The sequence below is a fragment of the Belliella buryatensis genome (assembly GCF_900188245.1).
Lineage (GTDB): Bacteria > Bacteroidota > Bacteroidia > Cytophagales > Cyclobacteriaceae > Belliella > Belliella buryatensis.
Genome location: NZ_FZOK01000012.1, coordinates 1 through 24385, shown reverse-complemented (window position 1 = coordinate 24385; position 24385 = coordinate 1). Strand labels below are relative to the sequence as shown.

At 40.7% G+C, this 24385-nt stretch carries 15 protein-coding genes; 11 read left to right on the top strand and 4 right to left on the bottom strand.

The window, feature by feature from the left end; genetic code table 11:
- The first annotated feature begins 106 nt into the window (after window positions 1–106).
- On the top strand, window positions 107–979 hold the full coding sequence (locus CHB66_RS12625) for an ABC transporter ATP-binding protein (RefSeq protein ID WP_089241508.1): 873 nt from the start codon (window positions 107–109) through the stop codon (window positions 977–979).
- 11 nt (window positions 980–990) lie between these two features.
- Window positions 991–4572 carry a M1 family aminopeptidase gene (locus CHB66_RS12620; RefSeq protein WP_089241506.1) on the top strand — a complete coding sequence of 1194 codons (3582 nt, stop codon included), beginning with the start codon at window positions 991–993 and terminating at the stop codon, window positions 4570–4572.
- A 396-nt stretch (window positions 4573–4968) separates the two neighbouring features.
- Here the strand turns inward: CHB66_RS12620 and CHB66_RS12615 are convergent, their stop codons facing one another.
- The 4 genes from CHB66_RS12615 to CHB66_RS12600 are packed head-to-tail and all read right to left on the bottom strand — an operon-like array spanning window position 4969 to window position 6643.
- Entirely contained in the window at window positions 4969–5334 is a 366-nt protein-coding gene (locus CHB66_RS12615) for a DUF3703 domain-containing protein (RefSeq protein WP_089241504.1), read from the bottom strand.
- Window positions 5335–5340: 6 nt separating this feature from the next.
- The gene (locus CHB66_RS12610; RefSeq protein ID WP_089241502.1) at window positions 5341–5844 is read right to left on the bottom strand and encodes a hypothetical protein; all 504 of its coding nucleotides are present in this window, start codon (window positions 5842–5844) and stop codon (window positions 5341–5343) included.
- Window positions 5845–5863: 19 nt separating this feature from the next.
- Window positions 5864–6043, bottom strand: coding sequence for a hypothetical protein (locus tag CHB66_RS12605; protein WP_089241500.1), 180 nt, complete (start codon window positions 6041–6043; stop codon window positions 5864–5866).
- A gap of 3 nt (window positions 6044–6046) precedes the next feature.
- Window positions 6047–6643 carry a YdcF family protein gene (locus CHB66_RS12600; RefSeq protein ID WP_170932491.1) on the bottom strand — a complete coding sequence of 199 codons (597 nt, stop codon included), beginning with the start codon at window positions 6641–6643 and terminating at the stop codon, window positions 6047–6049.
- A 507-nt stretch (window positions 6644–7150) separates the two neighbouring features.
- On the opposite strand from CHB66_RS12600, the gene CHB66_RS12595 reads away from it, so the two are divergent.
- The 9 genes from CHB66_RS12595 to CHB66_RS12555 form a co-directional block, all read left to right on the top strand.
- Complete coding sequence (locus CHB66_RS12595) at window positions 7151–7570, top strand: helix-turn-helix transcriptional regulator (protein ID WP_089241496.1); 420 nt, start codon at window positions 7151–7153, stop codon at window positions 7568–7570.
- Window positions 7571–7610: 40 nt separating this feature from the next.
- The gene (locus CHB66_RS12590; RefSeq protein ID WP_089241494.1) at window positions 7611–7784 is read left to right on the top strand and encodes a histone H1; all 174 of its coding nucleotides are present in this window, start codon (window positions 7611–7613) and stop codon (window positions 7782–7784) included.
- A gap of 270 nt (window positions 7785–8054) precedes the next feature.
- Complete coding sequence (locus tag CHB66_RS12585) at window positions 8055–9095, top strand: ParM/StbA family protein (protein WP_089241492.1); 1041 nt, start codon at window positions 8055–8057, stop codon at window positions 9093–9095.
- A 21-nt stretch (window positions 9096–9116) separates the two neighbouring features.
- Window positions 9117–9620 carry a bactofilin family protein gene (locus CHB66_RS12580; protein WP_089241490.1) on the top strand — a complete coding sequence of 168 codons (504 nt, stop codon included), beginning with the start codon at window positions 9117–9119 and terminating at the stop codon, window positions 9618–9620.
- 98 nt (window positions 9621–9718) lie between these two features.
- A complete protein-coding gene (locus CHB66_RS12575; protein WP_141107401.1) occupies window positions 9719–10000 on the top strand; it encodes a hypothetical protein in 282 nt (93 codons plus the stop codon).
- 195 nt (window positions 10001–10195) lie between these two features.
- Window positions 10196–11839 carry a tetratricopeptide repeat protein gene (locus CHB66_RS12570; RefSeq protein ID WP_089241486.1) on the top strand — a complete coding sequence of 548 codons (1644 nt, stop codon included), beginning with the start codon at window positions 10196–10198 and terminating at the stop codon, window positions 11837–11839.
- Window positions 11840–12351: 512 nt separating this feature from the next.
- Entirely contained in the window at window positions 12352–12525 is a 174-nt protein-coding gene (locus CHB66_RS12565; RefSeq protein WP_089241720.1) for a histone H1, read from the top strand.
- 152 nt (window positions 12526–12677) lie between these two features.
- Window positions 12678–13088: a hypothetical protein gene (locus CHB66_RS12560; protein WP_089241484.1), complete on the top strand. Its 411-nt coding sequence runs from the start codon at window positions 12678–12680 to the stop codon at window positions 13086–13088.
- 1252 nt (window positions 13089–14340) lie between these two features.
- A partial coding sequence (locus CHB66_RS12555) for an MBG domain-containing protein (protein ID WP_089241482.1) occupies window positions 14341–24385 on the top strand: 10045 nt, incomplete at its 3' end.

The following is a 24385-nucleotide window of genomic DNA, read 5'->3' as shown; positions in this document are numbered from 1 at the left end:
ATCTAAAGTAGACAGATATTAAATTATTGCAATAGGGTGTCGCTTCAATACGATATTCTGGCATATTCTCATTTTAATTTTATAGTAACACCATAACCAAAATCTTATGCAATTAGAAATCAACAACCTCAACAAACAATACGGCAACGGGGTACATGCCCTGAAGGATGTTAGCCTCACCATAGGCAAAGGAATGTTTGGACTCCTAGGGCCTAATGGTGCTGGGAAATCTTCTCTCATGCGCACACTAGCCACCCTGCAAGATGCAGACAGCGGGAATGTTCGCTTAGGTGATATTGATGTTTTAAACGAGAAAGATAAAGTTCGGCAAGTATTGGGCTATCTTCCCCAGGAATTTGGGGTGTACCCAAGAAGCTCAGCAGTGGAGTTATTGGACCATTTGGCACTATTGAAAGGGGTGAAAAATTCCGGCGAAAGAAAAGAGTTGGTAAACTACCTCCTTCAAAAGGTGAATCTTTTTGAACACAGAAAAAAAGCTGTGAAATCATTCTCAGGAGGTATGCGGCAGCGTTTTGGGATTGCCCAGTGTTTGATAGGGAATCCCAAATTGATTATTGTGGATGAGCCTACTGCAGGCTTGGATCCCGGAGAGCGCAATAGATTTTACAACCTCCTGAGTGAAATAGGAGAGGAAGCCATTTTGATACTTTCCACACACATTGTACAGGATGTTCGGGAACTTTGCACACAAATGGCAATCATGAATAAAGGAGAGGTCCTCTATCATGGTGGGGTGGATCAAGCCTTGGAGTTGATTGAAGGAAAGGTGTATGAAAAAAGCATTGAAAAAGGCATGCTTCCCGAATACAGAGAAAACTATGCGGTAATCTCAGATAAATTGGTGGGAGGAAAACCATTGATTCATGTGTTTGCAGAAGAAGAGCCTGCCAATGACTTTGTCAAAGCGGAGGCAAACTTGGAAGATGTATTCTTTGCTAAAATCAATCAACTGGTCTAAACCCCTATATCATGTTTGTATTCTTAAAAAAAGAACTAAAAACCTGGATCAAGAGCCCCATGTTGTGGATTTTTTTCCTGATAATCGGGCTATTGGTATTTGGTGCGGTAAGCAGTGATGACATTCAGATTGGAGGCGCAAGTACCAGTGTAAAGAAAAATGCGCCGTCGGTCATACAGCAATATTATGGGGTGATGTCCTTGATCGCTTTGTTGATGACTACCGCCTTTATGAATGCTACCGCCAATAGAGATTTTGAATCTGGATTTTCAGGAATCCTTTTTTCTTATCCCATCAAGCGTTCATCCTATTTCTTTGGTAAGTTTTTAGGAGCTTATTTGATTGCCTTGGTTCCTTTGTTGGGGATTTCAGTAGGGGCTTTGATCGGACCGCATATGCCCTGGGCTGATCCTAATAGGTTTGGGCCTATTTATTGGGAGGGGCATATTCAGGGATTTCTCAGTTTCGGGATTCCCAATACCTTTATCATTGGTGTACTGACTTTTGCGCTTGCGGTAACTTTCCGAAACAATATGGTCTCCTATATCGGAGCCATGGGTTTACTGGTGCTTTATGCCATTGCTGGTAATTTCATAGCAGATATAGAAAAGGAATGGTTAGCCAATTTACTGGATCCGTTTGGCTTTTATCCGGTTGGACTGGCCAATAAATATGCTACGGTAGAGGAATTGAATACCACGGCTGTGTTCCTGAAAGGAGACTTGTTGATCAATAGGCTGGTGTGGGTAGGTGTAGCTGCTGCATTCTTGTTGTTATTATATACGCGCTTTTCCTTTCAGCAAAAGAATGAAAAGGTCAAGAAAGAAAAAAAGGCAACCAAAGCTTTGTCAGAAACCTCGGCTGTATTTGAAAGACCTGCTGTGACCATCGATAGCGGGAATAAATTTTCTTTCGCTGTATTTGGAAGACTAGTATTGTTTGAGTTGAAAGCCATTGTCAAGAATCAAACATTTCTGATTATCCTGATTATTGGTATAATCAATCTCATTACTGGGCTTACCTTTTTTACGGGCAGGTATGGCAGTAGTAATTATCCACTGACCTATGATGTGATTGACAGCATTTCAGGAGCATTTTATTTGTTCCTTATCGGTATCATTATCTTCTATTCCGGGGTATTGGTTTGGAGGGATAGAGATGCCCATTTGGATGAGATCAAGGATGCCACACCGGCTGCGACAGGTTTGTTTCTCTCATCTAAGATACTTGCTTTATTGATCAGTATCCAGCTGATTCTGATGACGACCATTGTCATTGGTGTTATTGCCCAGAGTTTTTATGGGTATTTCAACTTTGAATTGGGCGTATATGCCCGTTCTTTATTGGTCAATGACTTCTTATTTTTTACTTATCTCACGGTATTGGCTGTATTCTTCCATTACCTGATCAACAATCGTTACATAGCCTATTTTGTTTTTGTGGTATTTATTATTGCCTCCGACTATGTACTTGAACTGCTTAAAATAGAATCCTTGATGGTCAGTTACGGTGCTGTCTCAAGGGGTTCATATTCGGATGTCAACGGCTTTGGTCCATGGGCCACGGCTACTGCTTGGTTTCAGGCTTACTGGGGTGCTTTTGCATTGTTATTAGTGTATGTAGCCTATTTGTTTTTTATGAGAGGGAAGACTACTGCCCTAGCAGGCAGGTGGAAAGATGCACAGGAGCGATTTGCAGGTTCGAAGGCTGTCTTTTTCGTATTCATTGCTGCTTTCCTGGCCATAGGTGCACATGTTTATTACAATACCCAAGTCCTGAACACCTACAAAACAAGCAAGGAATGGGAAGATATTCGGGTAGCTTATGAGGAAACGTATAAGGTACACGAGAATATTCCTCAGCCCAAGTGGGTTAGCATGGATTATCGTATTGAACTATATCCTGAGGATAGGGATCTGACTTTTGAGGTTGTGGGCGTGATGGAAAATAGGACAGATGGGCCGATCAGTGAACTTCATTTTACGATGACTGATTCGAAAGATAAACTTGAAATCAGCATTGAAGGAGCGAGTATTCGATTGGATGATGACCAATTGGGCTACCGGATTTATGAGTTGGCCCGGCCTTTACAGCCCGGGGAGCAACTTATCATGAAGGTTTCGGGAGAAAAGCGCACCCAGGGATTTGAGAATAGGGTTACCAATACCAGTATTTTAAAAAATGGCAGCTTTTTTTACTCCTATGAAATGGTCCCTAGCTTTGGCTATCAGGCAAGCAATGAATTATCTGATCGCAACAAAAGACGGAAAAGAGGTCTTCCAGAGAAGAAACGTATGCCCGTTTTGGATGAAAACAACCTAGAGGCACGGAATTTTCATTACATAGGAAAGGACAGTGATTGGATCACAGTGAAGTCAGTCATAGGAACATCACCCAATCAGATTGCTGTTAGCCCGGGAAAACTAGTGCGGGAATGGGAAGAAAATGGAAGAAAATACTTCCAATACGAACAAGAGGCACCCTCAGTGCATTTTACTTCATTCTTGTCTGCTGCCTATCAAGTGGAGAGAGAGCGATGGAAGGATGTGGCTATAGAAGTGTACTATGTGCCAGGCCACGAATACAATATCCCGAATTTTATCAGCGCCATGTCCCAGTCTCTGGATTACTATACTGCTCATTTTGGTCCATATGATCACAGTCAGCTAAGGATTGTGGAATTCCCGCGATATGCTGGTTTTGCGCAGTCATTTCCGGGAACCATGCCTTACAGTGAGCGTATCGGTTTTATTACAGATCTTCGAAAAGTTACAGAGGATGATATCGACTTGGTATTTTACGTGACTGCCCACGAGACTGCCCATCAGTATTGGGCCCATCAGGTCATCGCTGCCAATATGAGAGGTGCCGAATTGTTGATGGAAGCCATTACGCAATATTCAGCCTTGATGGTCATGGAAAAGGAATACGGCAGGGATAAAATGCGAAAATTCCTCAGATACGAAATGGATGGTTACCTGAGAGGAAGAGGAAGTGAATTTGTAGCTGAACGCCCCTTGGTTGAGACCGAACAGCAAGGATACATTCACTACGAAAAAGGTTCTGTAGCCATGTATTACCTCAAAGAAATGATCGGTGAAGAACAGGTCAATGCTGCGCTTAGGCAGCTTATTGAGGAATTTAAGCATCAGAAGCCACCTTATCCTACTTCCATGGATGCGGTTAGGGTCTTCAGAGCGCATACTCCTGATAGCTTGCAGTATGTAATTGACGATTTATTCCTCAATATTACTTTATTTTCTAACCGGGTACTGGATGCGAATTATACGCAGGAAGGAGAGGAGTACATTGTCGAATTTACCACTGAGTCCAAGAAATTCAGATCAGACTCTTTAGGGAAGGAAACAGCCATACCTATTGCAGATTTTATTGATGTTGGGGTTTTTGGATTTACTGAAAATAAAAACCTTTTGGGTGAACCATTGGTCTATGAACGACTAAAAGTCACGCAAGAGGGGAATACATTTAAATTCAGAACCAAGGAAAAACCCCATTTTGTGGGGATAGATCCGTACAATTATTTGATTGACAGGGTGCCTGGAGATAATGTAAAAAAAGTCGGCATCAATTGATCTATGGATCCGAAGGCAATACCAATTATTGCTTTACGACTACGGATTGAAGAAACCATGCAAAAATACCCCCCACTAGGGTGAAAATAAGGTCTTGAACATCAAACCTTAGTGGGGGGATTAGCAACTGAATAAGTTCATAACCGAGCATGGCTACCACAGGTACTAATGTCAAAAAGATTTAGCCCATTTGATCAGTTGTTGTTTTGTCATGCTCACACAATACGATAAGCAATGAAATGCCAATAACAGCTGTAATTTGGGTGAATGAATCTTTTAATCCAAAATCATCTAGATTTTGGGATTAAGCCATTGAGCGGTAAAGACCATCTAGTGTTAGGTGAATAATGATAACCAAAACCAAAATGGCTCTTACTTTTCTTGGCTTAAAGTCAATCATTTGCATTCGTTAATGATCAACTGTAAATCCTGTGGAATATCCATTCGCTTTAAAGGAGGCACATTTGCCCCTCCGGTATTTCCAACCGGGATTTCGCCAACAAATGATTTGACTCCTCCGACGAGTAAACGTGGTATTTGGCCGATGATTTCTTTAAAGTCTTTGATCTTTATACCAAAAAGTAACATTTTCCAATGAACCAGGGTGTGCTGATAGGGGTATGGTTGGCCAAGGATATGGGCACGCTCAAAATGAAGCCAACTGGATTTGAAATCTCTCATTGAGAAGTACCTATTTGCAATTTCTAATTCTTTAAGAAAGAATGGTTTTAACCTATCGGGCATTTTTGTATAGATTTTCATACCTTTCTATTGCGCTGTAAGCAATAACAAAAAAGTAAAATGATCACCATTACTATCGGATAAGGTAGGCATGAGCAAATACCATAACAAGGCGTCGAATAAATAATCTTCATGACTTGCTATGCCTGTGATTTTGATACTGACAGCGCCATTGTCTTTGACGGTATTCAATCCATATGCAAGTATATCTTTGCCAGCAGCTGTAATCGCCCATTCCACACGTGGATTATTTCTTACTTGAAGCTTGTATTTTATCGCTTTATGTTCAAAAATAAATGAATTGGCATGCCATTTTTCAGCATATACTCTTCCAATCGTTAACCCAATATTATTTGTTATTTCAATTGAGTTTTTCCAAAATCCAACCCTACTAAAAGTATATTGAGTTTGTCCTATATTTATTATAGCTTCACTGTTTTTTGAGTTCAAGACAACCTCAAGAGTCGCAACTTCTTTGCTATTGACTACAAATGAATAGGTAGAATTATTAATTTTTTTCCAATTTCTCATAAAAATAAGGGCATATCTCTTATTTCTTCCTAAAGTTTCCCATTCTACTTCCTCCAGAAATCTTCTTATCTCTGTAGACCACACTCTCTGGATGAAAATGACCTAGCCCTGGATGATAAAAGCACGATTCCCCCTTCTTGATGGTTTTTCCAGTTTGTTTGCAATTAGTTTCAGTCTCCGAAATGATAAATTTTCCCATTATCTAAACTTTTGATAAAATTGGTTTTGGATTGGCTTTTATTCTGATCATTAAAAACAAAAGACCAAAAGATTCTTTTAATAACTCCCCAAGATAAGGCGCTTGGCTGAAAGCTGGAACCAGCCATAGGAACCAAGGTTGCTTACTATTCTTGACGATGAAATTACAAGGAGCTGGAATGACCTGAATTCCTTGGCTATTAAAAGTTAAAACAGCCCTGTGCATGTGTATGGCCTTGGTGACAAGGATTGGTGAAATACTACCCAAGGCCTGGGCGTAGGAGATTGCTTCCTCCTCAGTCGTTGTGGGGGTGTTGAGTTTGAGAATAGCATCTGAGCTGAGCTCACAAATTTCACTTAGCATGTATGCCTGAATCTCCGCTTGAGTGGGGTGATGTTCAGCCAAACTTGGGCCAGAAAAAATCAAAGTTTTGGAATTTGATGCTCGAAATAACCGCAATCCCTCTACTACTCGTCCTAATGCTCCATTTGTCAGTTGTTGATTGTATGGTAAATTATTTAGTGTATCATGTCCCCCCCCTAAAACAAGCACTGGGTTTTTAAGACCATTAGGATCAAGTACTTCATATTTGTTTTCCAAAAAATGAATTGTTTTAAGTGTAAGGGGGCCTAATGTCAAACAAGCAAGGAGGTAAATCATTGATATCAAAAAGACTTGCCCGGTAAGATAAAGCAGGGGGATGAATATGATCAAACTGATCAAAAAATTGGGATTAACAAGGATAGGTTTTATAAATCTTTTCATTCTTTTCTTCTTCACTCCTACGTGTAAAGCATTGATTTTGAATAAAGATAAGATTTCTTAAACCCGACAACTAATAAAATAAAAATAATGTAAATTTATGTAAATGATCTGTTTTAAATGTTTTTAAAATTGACCTCACAATCTTTAATTAGGAATTAAAGGAAGTTTTTGAATTACGCTGTATTGGAATGGAAATCCTTTTGATATGTTTCTTTTAATTTACTTTAAATTCCATTTTTTAAAATACCTGTCCTGATTGAAATTACTGTTATTCATTAATTTATAATTTAGAATCTTAATCATCCAGAAAAATTATTCTAAAGAAAAAAATCTTTTTACTCGATGATTATAAAGGCAAGTTTAAATGAAAAGTATCTGCTAATAAAAATGGGTGTTTCTGAGGAAAGCAGTAATAAAAGATCACAGGAAGTCATTCTGATGGCATTACATAGGTTCGTACATGTAGAGCAAAGGTTTCTAAATCAAAATTTCAATTTAGCCAACCTTTCTATAGAATTGGGATTGTCTGAAGAAGACGTCAATTTGCTTTTTTCTGAAGAATTTGATCTATCATTTGATGCTTGGCTTAAAAAGAGCAGAGTAGAGTATTTGATTAGTTTTTTTTATAAATATGGCGGAGCTCTGAGTCTTCAGGAGTATGCTAAATTCACTGGATATATAACTATTCAATCCATGCTCGATGATTTTAAATCAGAAATGGGCGTGGATTTTCCGCTTCCTATGATTAATAAATTAAAATAATAGTACTTTAAATTTCAATCCAAATTAACAAAAACTTAAAATGACAGAATTCGAAAAATTATCAGCCCTAGTAAATGCATTAGAAGCAGACTTTACTAAGTTTTATGAACAGCAAAATAAAGCTGCTGGAACACGAATCAGAAAAGGAATGCTTGAATTAAAAAACTTTGCTCAAGAGATCAGAAAAGACGTACAAGATAGGAAAAATAAGTAAGTTGCTGTAATTTACCCCTAGTACTTTTGCGGCTGAACATTAATGTTTGGCCGCATTTTTTTAAATTAAATGAATCATTTTTTTAATGAAAATATTTAATCTTTAAGTAGAATAGTTTAGTTGCATTTTATTTACTTAAAAAGTCATTGTGGCCTTAATTTGAATTCAAGTAGTAATTTTGTGAATAATAAAATGATCAACACCACATTTTAAAAACAATTATGTGATGTTCACCATCTTCCTATTTGATAAAGATTAAATCCTGCTAGAATGAATATTAACGTTGAAAACGTTTTGGAAGTAGAACAAATTCCAAGTGTATACGAAAGTAATAATGTAGATCTTCGTTTTGTCTCGAAAGATCTTGTGAATGGGCTTAAAATCGTTCAAAAGGATACAGCGTATATAGTTGGGAATCTCGCATTATCGGAAGGTATTTCGCCACACAAAAATATCAATGGAGCACCAGATGAATTAGACTACAAGGTACTTTTAAAGTCTGGCTTACTTCTGGGCTTTCATAAGATTGGTAATCCGATCACTTTGACTACTGGTTTCCCTTTTTCTACATTTCAATTGTATAAAGACCAAGCAAGGGAAATGCTCGTGGGAGAGCATATTCTAGAATTTGACACTGCAACCTTCTCTTCTGGAGGGAAGAAGAAAGTTGTAGCGGAAGTAGACAATGCCTATGTCATGCCCGAAGCAGTAAGTTGTGCTTTAGCACTCAGGAAACTTGGCACTGCAAGAGGGAATTTCTTTGTGGTCAGCCTCGGGTATGGAACCTTTGAAGCCATACTTTCTACAGAAGGTGGATTGGTACAAAGGTCCTCAGTTTCTACTTTTGGTTTGCGATATGCAGTCAAGTTGCTAGAAGCAGAATTGTCTAAGACTTATTATCTTGATTTGAAAAATGAGCATCAGATTGACACAGCCTTCAGAAACTCCTTTATTTTTTTAAACAGAAAAAGGGTAGATCTTTCAGACCTTAAGCGTAAGGTACTCAGGCAGTATTACGAGGATGTAGTGTCCCCAGCATTGAGAAAGGCATTTGATGACAATGATTTTTCTAAATCTAGTACCATGTATTTAGCTGGTGGAGGAGCACTTTATGATGAGCTTTTAGATTGTTTTCAAGAAGAGTTTACGGACATACTAGATGTTAAAGTTCCTGAAGATGCTGCATATCTTGCTGCCAAGGGGTATTGTTTCAATAGTTTGATGGCTAATGGAGGTGATAAAGGTAGGGCCATGGGTTTGGATATTGGTAACTCCACTACTGTGATCTGTACATTCAAAGTTGAAAGCTAAGCAATTAAGAGATTTATTATTATGGGATTAAGTAAAGAGATAGACGTAACTATTTTTTCCAAGAATTTATATTTTGCTGGAGATATCGTGACAAAAGGGGACCTAAGGATAGAAGGGAAGATAGAGGGTACCGTCCTCTGTGCGGGAAAAGTAATAATCGGTATAGACGCTGAAGTAAAGGGGCCGATCCATGCCGAATGGATCGAGCTCTTCGGTACTTGTGAGGGAGAAATCTACGCATCAAAAGGTATCAATTTAGCTGACACAGCAGTTTTGAAAGGAGGTTTGGTTACCAAAAAAATATCTATTGATAAGGAGTCTAAAGTAGAGGGGAATATTCAAATTGATAAGGCCTTACCTGATTTAGATATTGAAGTCATTCGTGAGCAAAGAAGGCTGAAATTATTGGATATTGATGTAGATCGTTCAATTAATAGATTCTCTACTAAGTCAAGTACTTATTCCAATATTCAAGATGTAATCGATAATCCAGAAAATGCTATATTCGGAGGGGGATGGATATAATTTAAACCAAACTGTCAATTCAAATGTGCTTGCCTTTTTTAATATTTCAAATTTTACTAATGGTGGAAATTTTTTATGTTTCCGCCAAGATACTTTTTATGGTACAAATCAATTTTCTCAACAGAATCTCTTTTTCTTTCCTGTCAAGTTCTCCAGAAAATTCTCAAGAGCAAGATATGTACTGCTTTGATGACCAGTTATCTATTCAGCTTGTGGATATATTTGATATTGAATATCCAATTCTTTCACTGGATGCTTTTGACCAAGAGCTAATAGATTTATTTTCTATTGAAGAAAGATTGATAATTGTCATGGGGATTATTGTCTTTTTATTAATACTTAATCTATTAGTGTATAGGTGGTCCAAAATAGCGCTATAAAAATTAATGCAGCTCTTCTGCCTAAAGTTGAAAGTCTCTGGCAAATAGTGTCTTAAAAGGCAAATCGTGTTGTTTGACTATGTACAAAAAAATAAACATAAGTTTCATTTAATTTACCTTTTAAAACTGATAATTGGGAGCATTCGATTTTTAATTTTTTCAACACTATTTTAGCATTGCATTAAGTCTACCAAAATGATTAAAGTAGTGTATAGAATCTTTTTTTCTCTAGTAGTTTTTATAAATAGTTTTCATGTTGCAGTCTGTTCCCGGAGTGATTCAGCTTCTTACTCTGTAGATTTACTTGATAGCGCTCAGGTCATGGAGCTGATTGAGAAGTCAAAGAAAAATACTGGATCAGACTACAGAGAGGCTATGTCTTTTGCTTTTCAGGCCAAAGAGTTAGCTTATCAATTGAATAATTCAAAGTTAAAACTTGAAACTGAACTTAACTTAGGTAAATTTTTCTTTTACTTAGGGCTCTATTCCGAAGCGATAGAAAACACTATAGAAGTAATCAAAATTGCGGAAGTTAATCAAGATGATTTAGGCTTTGCTAAAGGGTACTTCCAATTCGGGAGTTTGCGATTAGTGATGGAAGATTATGCTCAAGCACAAGAATACATCGAATTGGCAAGAAAGTATTTTCTGAAATACTATGGTGCCGAAGACAAGATAGATCGGCTAAGCAGAGTCACTATGCACAACAATCTTGGGGTTATATACGCTGGGTTGTCTGATTATCAAAAGGCAGAAGAGGAATTAAGAAAAGGGATTGCTTTGTTAGAGGATTCATCTGAATTGAAGACAATTACTATTCAGCTTTTCAATAATTTAGGAGATCTTTACAGAAAATCTGATCGCATTGAAGAGGCCATCTCGTATTATTTTGAAGCGAAGAGTAAGCTAGAAGATGATTCAAATTTATTATTTGATGCCATGCTCGATTATAGCTTAGGCATATCTTATGTAGAGTTAGGCGCATACGATCAGGCAATTGAGGCTTTTCATCAAGGATTGTTCAAATCAAAATCTGTAAAAGGTTATTCCCATATTCATCATATTTCCAAAAGTTTATCAAGCTTTCATGATCAAATAGGGAACAAGGACTCTGCCTTTGTATATCTCAGTCAAAGTAAAATGTATGAGGATTCTCTGAATCTTAAAAATACTGCTGAAAAATTACTCAAAGAAGAGTTGCTGGCAGAGTTTAGGGTAGAAAAAAATCAATTGCAACTGCTCTATCAGAAAAACAAAAAACTGCTCATAGCATCCATGATTGGCTTACTGTTGGTTGCTATTGGATTTTATGCAAGGGCAGTTTTGGTCAAGAAAAACTTGGATAAGGTTCAGTCGGAAAAAGAGAAACTAGCACAAGAGGCTGAGCAGAATTTGGAACAAACAGAAGTATTAAAACAAAGGGTAGAAAGTACCCAGAAAGAATTGACCTTGGCTTCTATGCAAGCACTGCAAAAAGATGAAATGCTCAAGTCTATTACCAAAAATCTATCAAAAAATGATGCCCTCAAAGAAGACTTAGATAAAATCTTGAATAGCCTTAAAACAGGCCAAACGGTCAATACTTTGTCTGAATTTGAACTCCGGTTTAGTGGCGTATATGTTGGATTCTTTGAAAAACTAATGGAAGAATACCCAAACCTGACTCATAATGATAGAAGGTTGAGTGCATTCCTCAAGTTACAATTAACTACCAAAGAAATATCTGCCATCACAGGTCAGAGCATTAGAGCAATAGAGATAGGGCGTACAAGATTAAGAGGGAAATTAAAGCTGACTAAATCTGACGTCAATCTCTACGATTTTTTTGTAGACTATTGAATCTTTTTTCTTTTTCCACCATCCCTACCGGGAGGAAATCACAAAAAACTCGAAGAAGCCCAAAGAGCACGAAAGAAATGTTAAATGTTAAATGTTAAGCGTTAAGCGTTCAAAGAAGCGACTCCGTCATATTCACGATTCCCTTCCTTTTGCCTTTTGCCTTTAACCTTTTCCCTAAATCGACTCCGTCATATTCACGAATCCTCTTCGCTTAACGTTTTTAACTATTAACGCTTAACGGCTTTGCCTAAGGAGTCCTTTTTTTTAAATTCCGCTTTCTCCCTTCACCCTTCATCCGTCCATCCTTTGCTCCTCCGCACTCTTAGCGATCCCTTTTCTTAATATTTTTTCTCAACAGTAGTAATTCATGAGTGAACTGCTAAATTTTATGTGCTTGTTTGAAGTTTGTGATAGAATTGTGATAGTGCTTTTATCTGCTGGAGATGATTTATTCATATATATTTGGTATACCATCAAGTGGTGGTAATATCATTAATTTAAATAAAATATTTATGTCTGAATTCAACAAACTAAAAGAAATGGTTGCAAGTCTTGAAGATGACTTCGTGAAGTTTTATGAAAAGAACAATAACGCAGCAGGTACTAGAGCCCGAAAAGGTTTAATGGAAATTAAAAATCTTGTTTTGGAAATTCGAAAAGATATTCAGTTAAAGAAAAATGCCTAGTTCCTTGTTTTTAATCTTAAATTAAGCAAATAGAACCCCATTCAATCACATAGGTTGATTGGGGTTTTTCGAATATATTTAAAAATTTGTTATTTAATTTAACCCCTATCCAGAGAAGCTTTAATCTTCAATGAATGTAAAGTAGAAGTCTAATGCATTTCATCAAAAATATTTATAGATTCATTTCAAACTCTAAAAAGAAAAACTTAGCCAAAGAGTTGAAGTATTTATTAGAAGAAGAGTTTGTTTATACCTATCCAGAATTTAGTTTGGAATTCTTAGAACAAAAAACAGGTGCTGATCAAAATTTGATCAATCAAATGCTAATTTCAGAATACCAACAGTCTTTTTATCAACTCACTCGAAGGATGAGAATCAATTGCCTTAAGAAAATGGTGAAGAAAGCAACTGAAGATACCAGTCTTAATGAATATCTTTCCCTTTGTGGATATGCAGATACAGAAGCCATGATCCGTGACCTGAAAATTGAAACAGGCCTAGATTTTGAAGAGTTTTGTAGGTATAGCAAAGATCTGAATGATAGGGTAGGAGGGGATGTTTAATCGCTTAACTGCTTAATCGTTTAGAGTGACGACTCCGTCATATTCACGAATCCAGTCCTTTTGCCTTTAACCTTTTTCCTATTTTGACCATCCCTACTGGGAGGAAATCACAAAGAGCCCGAAGAAGCACGAAGAGCACGAAAGAAATGTTAAATGTTAAATGTTAAGCGTTAAGCGTTCAAAGAAGCGACTCCGTCATATTCACGATTCCCTTCCTTTTGCCTTTTGCCTTTAACCTTTTCCCTAAATCGACTCAGTAATATTCACTATTCTATTCAGTTAACCAAATAAGCAAATAAGCAAATAACCAAAAATTGTTTAATCGCTTAACTGCTTAATTGTTTAGGAAGAGGAGTGTAATTTGAAAAGATGCTTTTTAGGGTCACAAAAAACTCGAAGAAGCCCAAAGAGCACGAAAGAAATGTTAAATGTTAAGTGTTAATCGTTCAAAGAAGCGACTTCGTCATATTCGCGAATTCCACCCTTTAGCCTTTCTCCTTTAACCTTTTCCCTAAAGTCATTGGAGATCTCTAAGAATTATATTGTGTGCTTTGTGGGATTTTGAGTGCTTCGTTCCGCTTTTTTTGGGACACAAAGAACCCGAAAGGAGATGTTAATCGTTCACCGTTCAAAGAAGCGACTGCGTCATATTCACGAATCACTTATGCTTAACGTTTTTAACGACTTGCCCACCGTGGCGGGATGAACGCATAACGGCTTTGCCTAAGAAGTCCGAAGTGCCCGAAAGACTAGGTTGTAATTTAAACCTCAGTATCTTTATTATAAATTTTTATTTACTTTTTATTTACTTAAATATGTTTATAGTTTAATTAATGTTTATAATTCATAATCCGGGTCATTTCTCGCTGATTGAATTCATTATTATTTTATAGATTTACTTCCTTATCGCTATCTCTTTTCTATTTCGGATAGTATTGCCTTGGTAACAAGGAATTGAAGAATGGTCGGTCAATTCCCCTACAAAATTCCCATTAATAGTTTATTTCGATATATTATGAATATAGGTGGTTGTATTAAATTGTTTGACAGAGCTTATTTTTATATGCAGTCATCCTCCTTGTTAATTATCATTAGTCTCTCTTGTTTATTACTTTTTACAAATTCGAATTTTACTTTTGCATCGGAAGGCGATATAACTTCTACAGTTAGTATATCCATAGATCATGATTTAATTAATTCAAAAAATTTCTCTGTACCTACTCTAAGTCTTTCCAAAAAATCGAAAACTATCTTGGAAAATGCTGCCGTTTCCAATTTACTGGATGGAGGTTCGGCTTCGGTAGGAGGGAGTGCTTCTTTCAAAGGTGGGGAAATTAAAGTGGCTGGTCTCGACCCTAAGGATGTGATCAGCATATCCGGGGTCATCAATCATGATGAGGGGAAAATCTGGCGTAATGGCTCTCAGGTCATGCGAGGTAATGGAAATGGGACTTCCACAGTGATAGGTTTCATATCAGGGGGAGTTAATGGCGCTTCATTTACCATTACATTGATCGATGATCAGGTAGTGAAAGATGAAAATGATAATGATATAACGATCCCAGCAGCTAGGGATGTTTTGGCTACAGATATTCAAAACATTCTTGAGTCTTTGACTTTTTTCAACAATGACAATGATCCCACTCCTTCCAGGGTACTTTCTATTACCGTTAGAGACGGTCCCCCTGGGATTGGGGCTGAAAGTGTTCCTGAAGAATTTAATGTTCATATCACACCAGTCAATGATCCGCCTTTCTTGAATATTCCTGCCGCTGCAAGTGTAGCAGAAGACAATGATTTGATTTTCGCCTCTAGGATCATTTCAGTTGGTGATCCGGATGCAAACAACTTGTTAGTAACTCTATCCATCACCAATGGCAAACTTTCCTTAAGTGGCACTACTGGGTTAACCTTTACTACAGGAGATGGTAGCGATGATATTTCCATGACTTTCTCTGGTACTATAACAGCAATCAATGATGCACTGAACGGACTATTATATGCACCCACACCTGATTTTTTTGGAACTGCTACGCTAACATTCTTCATCAGTGATCAGGGTGAGTTTGGGCAGATGGATGCTGGAGTTAAAGCATTGACCATCAGCCGTGACCTGGAGATTACAGTGACTCCGGTCAATGATCCCCCAGTGGTGGATTTAAACATGCAGAGCAAAACAGTTTTGGAAAATGCCCCAGCTTCTGACTTGGTTCCTGATGCTACGGTGATTGACATAGATTCTGATGATTTCAATTCTGGTATTTTTCTGGTCAGTGGCTTGGCTGAAGGAGATATTTTGAGTTTTCCGATTGTGGAAAACAATTCAGTGGGTGCGATATGGAGAGAAGGCAATAATCTAAAATTAGGTACAGGTTCAGCGTCTTCCACCATAGGGTCTATTTCGGGTGGGTTTGCAAGAAACAACCTCAGGGTGTTTTTCAGTAGTGATTTGGTGACACCCGCTGTGGCACAAGCTGTAATTCGGGCAGTGACTTTTTTCAATGACGAAGATAATCCCGTACTGGCCCGTACGCTCAGCTTGATCATCAGTGATGGTGATGGAGGGACAAGCCAGGCCAGAAACATTGTAGTGAATATCACCCCTGTCAATGATCGGCCTGTGATTTCTGGGGGATCAACTTTTTCAATTGTTGTTGCTGGTGGAGCTTCAACTTCTCCTCCAGTAGATGGTCTTGCTGCCGGTTTCCCAGTTTCAGAGTTTTTTGCAGTGGGTAGAATATCTGATCCTGATGAAACTTTAGCAAACCAAATGGGTATTGCAATTACTGCCTTAAAGGGTGCGAGTAATGATATAAGAAGTTATCATTTTTCAATAAATGGAGGATTAAATTGGACGGAATTTCCAAATAATACTAGTATTGGCACGGCAAATGCTTTTTTATTGTCGAATAATCCTCAAACTAGAATTTATATTCGATTGAGGAATAGTAATTCTACTTCAAACACTGTTTTTGATTTTAGGGCTTGGGATAGAAGTTTAAGCGGTGAGAGTAACGGCTCCCTTGTTTCATTAACCACTTTAGGCGGCACATCCTCAGCCAGTTCTTCTTTATCAGGTGAGGTGGTAACACTTGCATTAAACTCAGTTGAAACAGGAAGTCCTCCTGCTAATGTTTTTACTAATGTTCCCACGACAGTTGATGAGGACAACAATTTAAAACTTTCTGGTTTTAGCTTCTCAGATCCTGATTTACCCAATGGATCATCCACTGCTGTTTTTACTATTCGTTTTTTTGTTGATCGGGGAATTATCACGGGTACATCTGACAATGGAGTGACTGTTTCAGGCTCCGGAACATCGAATGTTTTGTTTTCAGGAACATTTGACGACCTAAATTCATATTTAGGAAATACAAATTCACAACCTATTTATCAGCCTTTAAAAGACTTTAATGGATTAGTATCTCTTACAGTTTTGACTACAGATGATACAGGATTGACTGCTTCAGATGTTGTTACAATTACTGTCAACCCTGTCAACGATGCCCCTGTAGTAAATCTAAATAACCTGAGTAATGGGATCAACAATACCGTTATTTTTCAAAGCCTCAATGGCGAGGTATTGATCGCTCCTAATGCAGAGATTACCGATGTAGAGGAAGATGACCTCACCTATCTGAAATTGGTACTGAGCAATCCCTTGGACGGTACTGAGAAAGAAGGTCTTGCCTTGAATGCAAGTGCTACCGCAGCGGCAAATGGACTGACGATTTCTAATACCATTACTGCAACTGGTGAAATTATTTTAGAAATTTCCGGAGATGCGACATTAGGTGTCTATCAGGATATATTGAAAGGGGTTTTATACTTCAATGAAGTCACCGGTAATTTGACTCCCCGAAGGATATTGGTAGAGGCTTTTGATGGGGAAGACGAAAGTGAAGAGGCTGTAGCATCGATTAACCTGATCTTCGAGAATTCTCCACCAGTTCTCAATACACCTTTGCCAGATAAGGAAATTTCCATCAATCTGCCCTTTTCCTTTTCCTTCCCTTTAAACAGTTTTACTGATCCTGATGCTGATCCATTAACTTACCGTGCTAAGTTGTCTGATGGGAATACCTTACCGGGATGGTTAGTCTTTGACCCTACTAACTTGTCTTTTACGGGAATAGCACCTAGTACCACGGATCAATTGGATATCCGGATTACCGCTACTGATCCTAGTGGCGCCAGCGTCAGTGATGTTTTTAGATTGCAAGTGCTCAGCACCTTGGACGGAGAGACTTTTGTATCCATCTCCTTCCCAAAAGTCTATGAGCTAGTTAACGCTGCAGCGCATTCCAGTACAGGTTTTTATCAGGAAGAGACAAACAGTTTCACTACAGGAAGTCCCTCTTTAGTGGGAAGTAATTTTGTTTTTGTGCAAAAAGGAACAAGTCGGTTTTCCGGCAATAACGTAGTAGGAACCTTGTATTATCTATCTAATGATGGATTGGTGATTCAGATAGATGGCGTTATTTCCAGACCAGTGAAGTCTGTTGGAAATACCATCGAAGGTCTTTATTTCTGGGTAAATAAAGGTACTCCTGAAATACAAGATGATGAAGCCTATCTTCTGGTAATCAATGAATCTTTTTTTAGTGATAATACCACATATAAAAGTAGTAGTGATAGAGTAGATACTGCAATGAATACAACTTTAGATTCCCCTGCCTTTTCTATAATAGGCGGAGCAAGTCTGGAGTCATTGGATGGGCTAAATCAAGCCGATGGTAGCATCAACTTTACCATTTCAAGGTCTTCCGCTGTCGGATCAGCATTCGTTACAGCGACTACCTTACTGAATGCCCTTAATACGGCGTCTCTTAGCGACTTTCAAGCCAAAAGTGAATTAATTCAATTTGCTGATGGTGAATCTTCAAAAACCTTTACAGTTACCCTGATCAATGATTTTGTGTTTGAGCAGGATGAAACTTTTACCGTAGAGCTGAGTAACCCAAGCACAGGAACTAGAATAGACGTTCGTGCTGCTGCCGGGACTATTTTAGATGACGATGATGCTGCTGCTTTCTCAATTGCCCCTTCGGGAGCGGTTGAGGGTAATCCCATTACTTTTACAGTGACCAGGGTAGGGGATGCTCAAGTGGAGCAATCGGTGAGTTTTGTGACCTCTATTGAGTTTTCAGATACAGCATCAGATGATGACTTTACCTTTACCCAAGGAACCCTCACTTTTCTACCCGGTGAAAAAGTGAAGACTTTTCAGGTTCAGACTACAGACGATGATATTTTGGAAGATGATGAGACCTTTACGGTTTCTCTGTTTAACCCTACTGGTGGTGCAATCCTAAAACCCGGAGAGAATCGGGCCACGGGTACCATAGAAAACGATGAAGGTGTAGTGATCTATAGCATCAGCGGTGGATCAGCCACCGAGGGTGGTAGTATTACATTTACGGTCACTCGTACAGGTAAAGTCCAAAATTCCCAACAAATTGATTTTACTACTATAGACGGTACAGCCGAGTCTCCTGCAGATTATGAAGGACAGATGGGTACTTTGACTTTTGCAACAGATGACTTGATCAAAACAATCCAAATACAGACGCTAACAGACAATACTTATGAAGGTACAGAGGAATTTACAATAGTCCTGAGCAACCTTGATGTATCCAATCTTACCATTGATGAATTGACCAGAATAAGTAGCTTTGAATCAGAAGCTACAGGAACCATTTTGGATGCCAATAGCAAGCCTCAGGTAAGGGTATTGCCAGCTTCTGCAAAAGAAGGAGAAATTTTGAATTTTACAATTACCAGAAATACAGATTCAAAAGAAGCTTTTTCTATCAATTACATAACTCGTATTGCTTCAGATGACAATGCAAGTCTGGATGATTTTGAGTTTACCTCTGGGCAATTGATTTTTGCACCCACCGAGATGAGCAAGACTGTAGGGGTTCAGCTGATCAATGATAATATCAGTGAAGGCTTGGAAACCTTTACATTTACCTTGAGTGATGTAGAGGGTGATGCGGTTTTGGTCAATGATTCAAACCAGGAAGTGGCTAAGCTGGAAGTAAAAGGAACCATCATCGATAATGATGGTTTGTATGTGGAAGGTGCAGCTCCCATTGCCCTACATTTGGGGAATGATTTTTTCTCAGATCCCGATAGTTTTAAGAACCTTACTTTTAGTTTTGATCCCGCACTAATCCGGGATGGCGTCAATGAGAAGCTTTTGATTATTAATTCTTCGGAAGTAGCATTTTCTATAGATTTAAACAGTACATCAGCGACCGGAACGTTCGATCTTGGTGGTTTTACTTATTCTTACGCCCTGAGTGCTCAGGGTGGATTGATAAGCATTCAATTTAGTAGCGCAGGCAATAACCTCACAGCAGCTCAAGCAAATGCATTGATAAGTTCGCTGCATTATGAAAACATCAGTCAAGATCCTGACGGGGGAGTTATACGGGTCTTTGATATTGAAGTGACCGGCATAAATGATGATGAAATTTCAGTAATTACATTTTATGTCATAGTAGAGCCCGTAAATGATGCCCCCGTGCTTACTGTTCCAGTCACGACAGAAGCCAATCCTTTGGCAGTGATAGTCGGATCTACTTTGGCTATTACAGGAATAAGCGTCGAAGACTTAGATGCTGGCTTAGGTGAAATGAGCATGGATATATCCGTTGATTCAGGAAGTACATTGGCTATTAAGACTGGAGTAAGTGGAGGAGTCACCAGTATTTTCAATAATGGGACAGCTTCGGTAATTATTAATGGTACACTTGCAGAGATCAATACCACACTGGCTGCCACTGATGGGCTTGTATTTTCAGCGCTTCAGACTGGCGCAGTAACGATGACGCTTACTGTTGACGATGGAGGGAATTCTGGATCTATGGTTGATGGGGTAACTTCCTTATCGGACACAAAACTTATTTATCTCAAAGTGACAGGCGCAGCTGATGCTTCCATGTCGACAATCACTGCAAATCCGACGAGCATTACAGCCGATGGATTATCGACCGCAACCATCACGATCCAGCTCAAGGATGCGAACGGAAATAATACGTCCGATCTGGGAGGGAAGACCTTGACTCTTGAGACCGATGCGGGTACGTTGGATGGAACACTGACGACGAGTGGGTCCGGACTGTACACACAAGTGCTAAAGTCCGCAACTACGGTTGGAACAGCTACATTAACCGCAAAACTTGCTGACGTACTAATTGCTAGCACAGCGACGGTTGAATTTACATCGGAGGCACCATCAGGCCTTGCCTTCGTAGCACAGCCTTCCAATGCGGTAATTGGTGAATCGACTGGCACAATCACAGTTGAGATTCTGGATGCGAATGGCAACCGGGTGACCAACAATTCGTCCTCGGTTACTTTGTCGATTGCCAACAACGCCGGAAACGGGACACTATCGGGCACGGTGACCGTCAATGCAGTATCCGGCTTGGCCACGTTCAGTGGATTAAGCCTCAACAAGGTAGGGACGGGTTACACGCTCTCTGCGACGTCTTCAGGGCTCACATCCGCAACCTCAAATGCATTCGATGTGGTAGTAGGATCGGCCACGCAGATCGCGATCAACGCGGGCGACAACCAATCGGCTACGGTCGGAACGGCGCTGGCGACCGCTCCGAGCGTGATCGTACGCGATGCCAACGATAACCCTGTTGCCGGAGTGGAGGTCACCTTTGCGGTTGTATCGGGCGGCGGTACGGTAGATCCGACCACAGTGGTGACGACCGATGCCAATGGTATAGCATCGGTAACGAGCTGGACCTTGGGCGCTATGGCTGGAACAAACACTTTAACGGCAACCAGCACCGGTCTGACAGGATCTCCGCTAACCTTCACAGCTACGGCAACCGCTGGCAGCGCTGATCGACTGGTCATCACCAGTGTGAGTCCAACGAGTCCAATCAACGGTGTACCACGTACCACTGTCACTGTGCAACTTCAGGATGCCTTTGGGAATTCTACCAATGCGACTGCAGATATTCCAATATTGCTTACTTCGAATAAGACCTTTGAGCAATATGAGGATGAAATCTCCAATGCTGCGCTAGTGACCCCTTCAGGAGGAACATTATCAAGTGGACAGTCAACGTTAACTATTGATTTTATCAAGTTTACTCAGTCGTCCAGGACAGAAAGTGGTACGTATCCAGCTGATGCGACCTTAACAGTAACCGATGGTAGGAATCCAGCCACTTTAACAGGATTTACGACAGAACCATTCGTTGTAACGGATGGGACGCTATGGAGAGCCCGCACGACGGGAGCTTTTCCGAACGTACTAGTAACCAATGGTCTTAGTACCGGCAACTGGAACGCAGTCGATTGGGAGACATCGATAGATGGAGGTACAAACTGGACCACAGTTCCAGCCGGATCTGTACCAACGACGTTTGGTCCCGAAGAAATTATTGGCATCCCGGGTGGTGGCATCACCATCGTGATGGACTCGAATGTGAGTCTGCATAATATGATTGTCAACAGTACACTGGAAATTCCAATTGGTCATACACTTACGCTCAAACAGACAGCTGGTGATTTGAATCCTGATGGGATAGAAGTCTGTGGTGCACTTCAAAACTCCGGAGGTACCTTTGTCAACGAAGACGAAACGAAGCCAATCAGGTTTAACGGTGGAACGTACATTCACGCCCGCGACGGGGGTAGTATTCCGGTTGCAAACTGGGTGACGCGGCCTGGTGAAACACCATCGATATCTGCGGTACGTGTAACAGGAATAGATGGTTCACGCTTGGATAAAGGGTTAGATCAGGCTTTTGAACAATTGATCTGGGACAATGTTGGACAGATGACAGACCAAACCCTGCATGGAAATATGTCGGTCTCCACTTTATTGGATATCAAGGGAGGTAAAATATCCATCGGAAATAATACCCTGTCGATTGCTGGAACTGTGCAACATGGCAACGATGGATGGCTACATGGATCAGAAGATTCAGAGCTTGAGATTACAGGCAGTGGAAGCATCCAATTCGGTGAAGGTCCGAGTGAACATATTTTACGATCACTATCACTGAACAGTGCAGGTGGACTGACACTTAATAGCAATTTGAGCATAGTGAATAGTCTCACACTTACAGCAGGTGAACTAACCGTCAGTGGATCAAATGAACTCAATTACAGTGGCGTAAATGCAATAGACAGAACCAATGGATTTGTAGTAGGTAACCTCCGCAGAACATTCCCATCCACAGTGTCAGCTCCTTCATTTACGTATCCTATTGGAACCGCTGGCGCCTATGCTCCGGTGACTTTGGACTTCTCCGCTGGATCAATCCCCGGTGGAACGGGAATCCTTGCATCCACGAAAGTACAAGATGGTTCAGGAGTTGGAAATCGTCCTGCTGGATCTGGATTCAAGTCCGATAAACAAGCATCGCGTTATTGGTCATTGGTACCTGATGCAACGCTCAGTGATATTACCTATGACGTGACCCTGATCTTACCTGACGCGGAGCTCACTGGACTCACCTTCAATACCCTGTCAGTACGTAAATTCTCTGAATCTGGAGGATCTGGTCCGGGAAGCAAAAAATGGAAAGCTCCGAAAGGATCCAGTAGATCACAGTCCGGTGGATTAGGAAGTCTTACAGCCACTGGATTTACAGATTTTTCTGAATTTTTTATTGGTGAGGGGGAAGCGGCATCGATTGTATTAACGGGTCCGGACCCGGCAACCGTTGCAGCAGGCTCGGTCAGTGGTGACATCACCTTGACGGTAGTCGATGCACTGGGCGAAGCCGTAGCGGTCGGTCAGAACACTGCATTTACGCTCAGCAGTGCAGATGAGTCCGCAACTGCCGTATTTGGCGGCACAACCGTGTCAGAATCTGGAGGTGTTTACACCCTCACCGTTCCATCGGGATCCTCAAGTGCAACCTTCACCTACACCAACAGCAAAGTAGGCGACGGCATACACACGCTCACGGCCACCTGGTCCAGCGGCGGTGCAGATTTGGGTTCAGATACCTTTGATATCGGAGTGGAAGTGGGCGCACCATCAAGCCTTGCCTTCGTAGCACAGCCTTCCAATGCGGTAATTGGTGAATCGACTGGCACAATCACTGTTGAGATTCTGGATGCAAATGGCAACCGGGTGACTAATAATTCTTCCTCGGTGACTCTGTCCATCGCCAACAATGCCGGAAGCGAGACGCTATCGGGCACGGCGACCGTCAATGCGGTATCCGGCTTGGCCACGTTCAGTGGATTAAGCCTCAACAAGGTAGGGACGGGTTACACGCTCTCTGCGACGTCTTCAGGGCTCACATCCGCAACCTCAAATGACTTTGATATCGCGGCAAAAGAGCTGACAATTACGGGTCTTACTGGCGATAATAAGGTCTACGATGGCAAAACGACAGCTACGGTTAGCGGTACAGCGAGCCTGGTGGGAGTTGTTAGTCCAGATGATGTAGCGTTGAGTGCTAATCCGGTGTTCACGTTTGCTCAGGCGACGGTTGGCACAGGCATTGAGATCAGCACGAATTATACGCTAACGGGAGACGATGCGGGCAACTATACATTGACGCAACCTACGTTGAGTGCGGATATAACTAAGGCTACGGCGACGGTTACCTTGGCAGATCTGAACCAGACTTTTGACGGAACTGCGAAACCTGCGACGGCGACGACTGATCCTGCGGATCTGACGGTGAGCTTCACCTATGACGGTTCTGCAACGGCACCGACCAATGCAGGCAGCTATGCGGTTGTTGGGACGGTTGAAGATGACAATTACGAAGGCAGTGCCAGTGGCACGCTTGTGATCGGCAAGGCTACGGCGACGGCAAGCCTGGAGATAACCAATTCACCCGTTACCTACGACGCAACGGAACAAACTGCCGTAGTTGCAGTTGGGACAAGCTCAGTGCCCGGCACGGTGGCCAACGTAGTCAACGGAGCGCACACCAATGCCGGAACATATGCTGTCACGGCTGACTTTGTGCCGGACGATACCGATAACTACGAGACCCTTACAGGATTGTCTGCCGGTGACTTTGTGATCGGCAAGGCTACAGCTACGTTGACCCTAGGTTCTTTGAGCCAGACTTATGATGGAACTGCGAAATTTGCGACGGTGACGACTGATCCTGTGGATCTGACGGTTAGCTTCACGTATGATGGTTCAGCAATGGCACCGACCAATGCAGGTAGCTATGCGGTTGTTGCGAAGGTTGTAGATGCCAATTATGAAGGCAGCGCCACTGGAACGCTGGTAATCGGCAAGGCTACAGCTACGTTGACCCTAGGTTCCTTGAGCCAGACTT

Coding starts and splice junctions, on each gene's coding strand:
- CHB66_RS12625 (WP_089241508.1), top strand. CDS start 107: ATGCAATTAGAAATCAACAACCTCAACAAACAATACGGCAACGGGGTA.
- CHB66_RS12620 (WP_089241506.1), top strand. CDS start 991: ATGTTTGTATTCTTAAAAAAAGAACTAAAAACCTGGATCAAGAGCCCC.
- CHB66_RS12615 (WP_089241504.1), bottom strand. CDS start 5,334: ATGAAAATCTATACAAAAATGCCCGATAGGTTAAAACCATTCTTTCTT.
- CHB66_RS12610 (WP_089241502.1), bottom strand. CDS start 5,844: ATGAGAAATTGGAAAAAAATTAATAATTCTACCTATTCATTTGTAGTC.
- CHB66_RS12605 (WP_089241500.1), bottom strand. CDS start 6,043: ATGGGAAAATTTATCATTTCGGAGACTGAAACTAATTGCAAACAAACT.
- CHB66_RS12595 (WP_089241496.1), top strand. CDS start 7,151: ATGATTATAAAGGCAAGTTTAAATGAAAAGTATCTGCTAATAAAAATG.
- CHB66_RS12590 (WP_089241494.1), top strand. CDS start 7,611: ATGACAGAATTCGAAAAATTATCAGCCCTAGTAAATGCATTAGAAGCA.
- CHB66_RS12585 (WP_089241492.1), top strand. CDS start 8,055: ATGAATATTAACGTTGAAAACGTTTTGGAAGTAGAACAAATTCCAAGT.
- CHB66_RS12580 (WP_089241490.1), top strand. CDS start 9,117: ATGGGATTAAGTAAAGAGATAGACGTAACTATTTTTTCCAAGAATTTA.
- CHB66_RS12575 (WP_141107401.1), top strand. CDS start 9,719: ATGGTACAAATCAATTTTCTCAACAGAATCTCTTTTTCTTTCCTGTCA.
- CHB66_RS12570 (WP_089241486.1), top strand. CDS start 10,196: ATGATTAAAGTAGTGTATAGAATCTTTTTTTCTCTAGTAGTTTTTATA.
- CHB66_RS12565 (WP_089241720.1), top strand. CDS start 12,352: ATGTCTGAATTCAACAAACTAAAAGAAATGGTTGCAAGTCTTGAAGAT.
- CHB66_RS12560 (WP_089241484.1), top strand. CDS start 12,678: ATGCATTTCATCAAAAATATTTATAGATTCATTTCAAACTCTAAAAAG.